The following is a 6,335-nucleotide window of genomic DNA, read 5'->3' on the forward strand; positions in this document are numbered from 1 at the left end:
CTCCTCAGTGACTGACGTGCAGCCAGAAGAGGAGGGGCCGAGATCGGTCATTACAGCCAAAAGGTGCATCCGGGTCGTGTGGATCGCCGGGCGGCGTGCGGGGCCGTGCCCGTGCGGCGGCCGTGGCCGATACTGGACGGGTTATGGAACTCGTCGAAATCGTCATCCTCGCTGTAGTCATCGCCCTGGCCGCCGTCGGCCTGGTCGGCGGGCTCGTGGTCGGCAGCCGCAAGAAGAAGCAGCTGCCGCCCCCGCCGCCGTCCACGCCGACCATCACTCCTCCCGCCGAGCCGAAGGTCGGCGAGGAGGCCGAGACGCCGCGCGACGAAGCGCGGCGCACCATCGACGAAGTCGGCCTCCCGGACGCCACCGCGCCCGCCGAGGAGGCTCCGGTCGTCGAGACCCCGGCGCCCCCGGCGCTGGAGGTCCCCGAGCCCACCGAGGGCCGCCTCGTCCGGCTGCGGGCCCGGCTCGCCCGCTCCCAGAACTCGCTGGGCAAGGGGCTGCTCACGCTGCTGTCCCGGGACAACCTGGACGAGGACACCTGGGAGGAGATCGAGGACACCCTCCTCACCGCCGACGTCGGCGTCGCCCCCACCCAGGAACTGGTCGAGCGGCTCCGCGAGCGGGTCAGGGTGCTCGGCACCCGTACCCCGGAGGAGCTGCGCGCACTGCTGCGCGAAGAGCTGATCGCCCTGCTCGGCCCGGACCTCGACCGTGAGGTCAAGACCGAGGGCGGCGCCGAGACCCCGGGCGTCGTCATGGTCGTCGGTGTCAACGGCACCGGCAAGACCACCACCACCGGCAAGCTGGCCCGGGTGCTCGTCGCCGACGGCCGCAGCGTGGTCCTCGGCGCGGCCGACACCTTCCGCGCCGCCGCCGCCGATCAGCTCCAGACCTGGGGCGAGCGCGTCGGAGCCCGTACGGTGCGCGGACCCGAGGGCGGCGACCCTGCCTCCATCGCGTACGACGCGGTCAAGGAGGGCATCGCGGAGGGGGCCGACGTGGTCCTCGTCGACACCGCCGGCCGGCTGCACACCAAGACCGGGCTCATGGACGAGCTGGGCAAGGTCAAGCGGGTCGTGGAGAAGCACGGTCCGCTGGACGAGGTGCTGCTCGTCCTGGACGCCACCACCGGGCAGAACGGCCTGGTTCAGGCCCGGGTCTTCGCGGAGGTCGTGGACATCACCGGCATCGTCCTCACCAAGCTCGACGGCACCGCCAAGGGCGGCATCGTCATCGCGGTCCAGCGCGAGCTGGGCGTCCCGGTGAAGCTGGTCGGACTGGGCGAGGGGCCGGACGACCTGGCCCCGTTCGAGCCGGGCGCCTTCGTGGACGCCCTGATCGGCGACTGACGCGCCCCACCCCGTACGGGGGGGGGGGGGGGGGGGGGGGGGGGGGGGGGGAGGAAGGGGGGGGGGGGGGGGGGGGGGGGGGGCACCCCCCCCCCCCCCCCCCCCGCCCCGCTCAGGACGGCCGGGGCCGGTCCAGCCACGACGGGACCTCGGGCACATCCGCGTCCCAGGCCCGCGGCTCCTCGGGTTCCGGTGCCTGCGCCGACGGACGAGGAAGCGGAAGCGGTTGCGCCGGTTCCGGCCCCCGGGAGGGCGGCGGCTGGGGTACGGGCTCCGACTGCGGTACGGGATCCGGCTCCGCGCTGTCGTACAGCTGCTCGACCACCGTGAACCGGCAGTGGAAGCTCTGCCAGGCCCCGTCCAGCACCAGCACGAACCCGTCCCGCTCCCGGTAGAGCCGCCGCCGCTTCGGGCTCGTCGGATGCACCGGCCGGTACTTCTCGGCCCGCTGCCGCAAGACCTCCAGCGCCTCCTCGCGGGTCCCGTCCACATGGTCGATGACCCCGCCCGACCAGACCCGGCGCTGGCCCCCGAAACCGATGTTCTGTTCCACCAGCAGCCCCCACCTGGGCATGTTCCCCCGCTCGTCGACCGTACAGCCGTGCCGCGACCGCTCTTTGCCGCGGCAGGCCCCGCGCCCGCCATTGTTCCCGATCGCGCGCCGCGCCGGGGCGGCGGCCCCGCCGCCGTACCGACTTCGCCGGGCGCCCGCCATACTGGACGGGCCGGGGAGGGCACAGCACCAGCGGCGGGGAACGACGGGGGCGGGAAACGGCAGATGGCGGACACCAGGCTGATCCAGAGCCGGTACCGGCTGCTCGAACTGATCGGGCGCGGGGGCATGGGCGAGGTGTGGCGGGCGCGCGACGAGTCGCTGGGCCGCCTGGTCGCCGTCAAATGCCTCAAGCCCATGGGCCCGCAGCACGACCAGGCCTTCACCCGCATCCTGCGTGAACGCTTCCGCCGCGAGGCCCGGGTCGCCGCCTCCCTCCAGCACCGGGGCGTCACCGTCGTCCATGACTTCGGCGAGCACGAGGGCGTCCTCTACCTCGTCATGGAGCTGCTCGACGGACAGAACCTCAGCCAGCTCCTGGAGGGGAACCAGCAGCGCCCGCTCCCCGTCGACCATGTCGTCGACATCGCGGAACAGGTCGCGGACGCCCTTGGCTACACGCACCGTCAGGGCATCGTCCACCGCGATCTGAAGCCCGCGAACATCATGCGGCTGACCGACGGCACGGTGAAGATCTGCGACTTCGGCATAGCGCGACTCGGCCGTGACATCGGCATGACCTCCCGGCTCACCACCACCGGCGTCGCCATGGGCACCCCGCACTACATGTCGCCCGAGCAGATCGGCGGCAGGGAGGTCGACCACCGCAGCGACCTCTACTCGCTGGGCTGTGTGCTGTACGAGATCGCCACCGGCGTACCGCCGTTCGACCTGGCGGACCCCTGGGCCATCCTCGTGGGGCACCGCGACACCCGGCCCGAGCCGCCGCGTACCCACCGCGCCGAACTCCCCGGCTTCCTCGACCGCGTCGTCCTGGACCTGCTGGCCAAGGTCCCCGACGAGCGGCCCGCCGACGCGAGCGACCTGCGCCGCCGCATCGTGCTCGGCCGCTCGGGCGAACAGCCCGTACCCGGGGCCGTACGACCGAAGCCCGTACGCCTGGAGCCCGGGCATGTGGGTTCGGACCGGAGCGGGAGCGAACTGCCCTTCTGGGCGAGGAACATGACTGCCGGTCACCAGGCGTCCGCCCACCCGGGCCCCGCTCTCCCCGACCCCGCCGCAGGACTCACCCGCCGCTGGACCACCGCGGTCGGCACCGCCGCCCCCCGGCCCCCGCTCACCGACGGATCCACCGGCGTGCTGCCCGCTGGTTCCGCCCCCACCGCCCCCTTCGACCGGCTCACCGTACTCGCGAGCCGCCACAGCGAGGGCGTCGACCTGGGGCGGCTCGGCCGCTGGGAGGAGGCGGGCGAGGTGCACCGGGCGGTCGCCGCCGAGCGCGAGAGCGTCCTCGGGCCCGACCACCCGGACACGCTCGCCAGCCGGTACGAGGTCGGCCTCACCCTCAGCCGCACCGGGCGGGCCGCCGACGCGCTACGGGAGTTCGGCCAGGTCGCCGCGGGCCGCGAACGCATCCTGGGCCCCGACCACCCGCAGACCCTCGGCGCCCGGGAGCAGACCGCGTACGTCCTCGGCCAGCTCGGCCGCCACTTCGAGGCCCACCAGGTGTACGCGGCGGTTCTCGCCGCCCGGGAGCGGTCCATGGGCCCCGACCACCCCGACACCCTGCGCTGTCGGCACAACCTCGCCTTCAACCTCAGCCGGCTCGGGCGCCCCGAGGAGTCGTGGCAGCTGGCCCGTCAGGTGGCCGACGACCGGGCCCGGCTGCTCGGCGCGGCCCACCCCGACACGCTCGCCACCCGGTACGAGGTCGCCTACACCCTGGGCAGGCTGGGGCGCTGGGCGGAAGCCCTGGAGACCTACCAGGACATCGCCCGGGCCCGCGCCGCCACCCTTGGCGCAGACCACCCCGACACCCTCGCCGCCCGCTACGAGGCGGGCATCAGCCTCGGCCGGCTCGGCCGCAGCGCGGAGGCCCTGGAGCTGTACCGCGCCCTGGCCGCCGACCGCACGCGGGTGGGCGGCCCGACCGACCCCGAGACGCTCCGCGCCCGCCACGGCCTCGGCGTCAACCTGGGGCGGATGGGCCACTGGGAGGAGGCGCTCACCGAGGCGCGTGAGGTGTGCGCGATCCGGGAGGACGCCCTCGGCCCCGACCATCCGGACACCGTGGTCAGCCGCCGCGAGGTCGCGGTCGCCCTCGGCTGGCTGGGACGGTGGACCGACGCGCTGACCGCGTACCGGGAGGTCGCGGAGGCACGTGCCCGGGCCCTGGGCCCCGACCACCCGGACACCCTCGTCGCCCGCAACGACGAGGCGCACTGCCTGGACCGCCTCGGCCTGAAGGACGAGGCCGCCGAGCTCTACCGCGCCCTCGCCGCCCACCGTGCCCAGAACGCCCTGCCACCCCAGCACTGACCGAGCGTGCCTGTCCTGGGCGCCGTGCCTGCCCGGGGCGCCGCGCCGGGCTGGAGGCCCCGGAACCCGCCCGGCGGCCCCGGAGCAGCCCCGCGCACCTGCCGCAACGTGCCCGGCACCCCTGGTCGGGACCCGGCGGCCCGTGCTACGAAGGTGCATGCCCGCACCTGAGCCGTCCGCATCCCCGTCGTCCGCCCAGCCGCCGCACGCGCCCGCCCGGGACCGCTACGACGCCGTGATCGTGGGCGGCGGCCACAACGGTCTGGTCGCCGCCGCCTACCTCGCCCGCGCCGGACAGTCCGTGCTCGTGCTGGAACGCCTGGACACCACCGGGGGAGCGGCGATCTCGACCCGCCCCTTCGCCGGGGTCGACGCCCGCCTCTCGCGCTACTCCTACCTGGTCTCGCTGCTGCCGGACAAGATCGTCCGCGACCTCGGCCTGGACTTCGCCGTACGGAAGCGGACCGTCTCCTCCTACACCCCTGCGCTGCGCGACGGACACCCCACCGGCCTGCTCGTCGGCGGCGCCCGCACCCGCGAGTCGTTCGCCGCGCTGACGGGCGGCGAGCGGGAGTACGCGGCCTGGCAGCGCTTCTACGCCATGACACAGCGCGTCGCGGAACGGGTCTTCCCCACCCTCACCGAGCCGCTGCCCGACCGGGAGGCACTGAAGGCCCGCGTCGACGACGCCGACGCCTGGCGGGCGCTGTTCGAGGAGCCCATCGGAGTGGCCGTCGAGCGGAACTTCACCGACGACCTGGTACGGGGCGTGGTGCTGACCGACGCCCTGATCGGCACCTTCGCGGACGCCCACGACGCCTCGCTGCTCCAGAACCGGTGCTTCCTCTACCACGTCATCGGCGGCGGCACCGGCGACTGGGACGTCCCCGTCGGCGGCATGGGCGCCCTCACCGACGCGCTCGCCGGGGCCGCGCGTGCGGCGGGTGCCGAGATCCGCGTCCGGCATGAGGCGAGCCGGATCGAGACCGACGGCACCCACGCCGAGGTCACCGTCCGCACCCCCGACGGCGAACACACCGTCGCCGCCCGCCGGGTGCTGGTCAACGCCTCGCCGCAGGCCCTCGCCGCCCTCCTCGAGCAGACCCCGCCGCAGCCCGCCGAGGGCGCCCAGCTCAAGGTGAACATGCTGCTCACCCGGCTCCCGCGGCTCCGCGACCGGTCCGTCGACCCCCGTCAGGCCTTCGCCGGCACGTTCCACATCGCGGAGGGGTACGGGCAGTTGGCCGAGGCCTACCGTGAGGCGGCGGCCGGACGGCTGCCCGCCGCCCCGCCGTCCGAGATCTACTGCCACTCGCTGACCGACCCCTCGATCCTCGGCCCCGACCTCGCCGCGCGCGGCTACCAGACCCTCACCCTCTTCGGCCTCCACACCCCCGCCCGGCTCTTCGCGGCCGACAACGACACCACCCGCACCACCCTGCTCAAGGCCACCCTCGCGGAACTGGACGCCCACCTGGAGGAGCCGATCACCGACTGCCTGGCGCTCGACGCGGAGGGCGAGCCCTGCATCGAGGCCAAGACCCCGCTCGACCTGGAGCGGGACCTCCGCCTGCCCGGCGGCCACATCTTCCACCGCGACCTCTCCTTCCCGTACGCGGACGAGGGCGTCGGCCGGTGGGGCGTGGAGACCCCGCACGCCAATGTGCTGCTCTGCGGGGCGGGCGCGGTGCGCGGCGGCGGGGTGAGCGGGGTGCCGGGGCACAACGCGGCGATGGCGGTGCTGGAGGCTTCCTGAACCTGACTCAGCCGTTGGACCCCGGGCCTCCCCGCACCCGCCGTGCGGCACCTTCCCGCACCCGCTGCACGGCGCCTTCGCGCACCCGCCGTGGGGGGGGGGGGGGGGGGGGGGGGGGGGGGGGGGAGGGGGGGGGGGGGGGGGGGGGGGGAGGGAAGGGCCGGAGCGGGGA

The 6,335-nt window shown here is 74.9% G+C and carries 4 protein-coding genes; 3 read left to right on the forward strand and 1 reads right to left on the reverse strand.

The window, feature by feature from the left end:
- The first annotated feature begins 143 nt into the window (after window positions 1-143).
- Window positions 144-1,355: a signal recognition particle-docking protein FtsY gene (ftsY, locus tag AC0682_RS23685; RefSeq protein WP_254811593.1), complete on the forward strand. Its 1,212-nt coding sequence runs from the start codon at window positions 144-146 to the stop codon at window positions 1,353-1,355.
- A 112-nt stretch (window positions 1,356-1,467) separates the two neighbouring features.
- Here ftsY and AC0682_RS23690 read toward each other — a convergent pair whose 3' ends face one another.
- Window positions 1,468-1,929 carry a hypothetical protein gene (locus AC0682_RS23690; RefSeq protein WP_478534985.1) on the reverse strand — a complete coding sequence of 154 codons (462 nt, stop codon included), beginning with the start codon at window positions 1,927-1,929 and terminating at the stop codon, window positions 1,468-1,470.
- A 204-nt stretch (window positions 1,930-2,133) separates the two neighbouring features.
- Between AC0682_RS23690 and AC0682_RS23695 the strand changes: the two genes are divergently transcribed.
- Together AC0682_RS23695 and AC0682_RS23700 are read left to right on the forward strand one after the other, a co-directional pair.
- Complete coding sequence (locus AC0682_RS23695) at window positions 2,134-4,407, forward strand: serine/threonine-protein kinase (RefSeq protein WP_478534986.1); 2,274 nt, start codon at window positions 2,134-2,136, stop codon at window positions 4,405-4,407.
- Between the two features lie 157 nt (window positions 4,408-4,564).
- Window positions 4,565-6,163, forward strand: coding sequence for a phytoene desaturase family protein (locus tag AC0682_RS23700; RefSeq protein ID WP_478534987.1), 1,599 nt, complete (start codon window positions 4,565-4,567; stop codon window positions 6,161-6,163).
- Window positions 6,164-6,335: the final 172 nt, after the last annotated feature.

Source organism: Streptomyces sp. NPDC043746 (assembly GCF_056436485.1).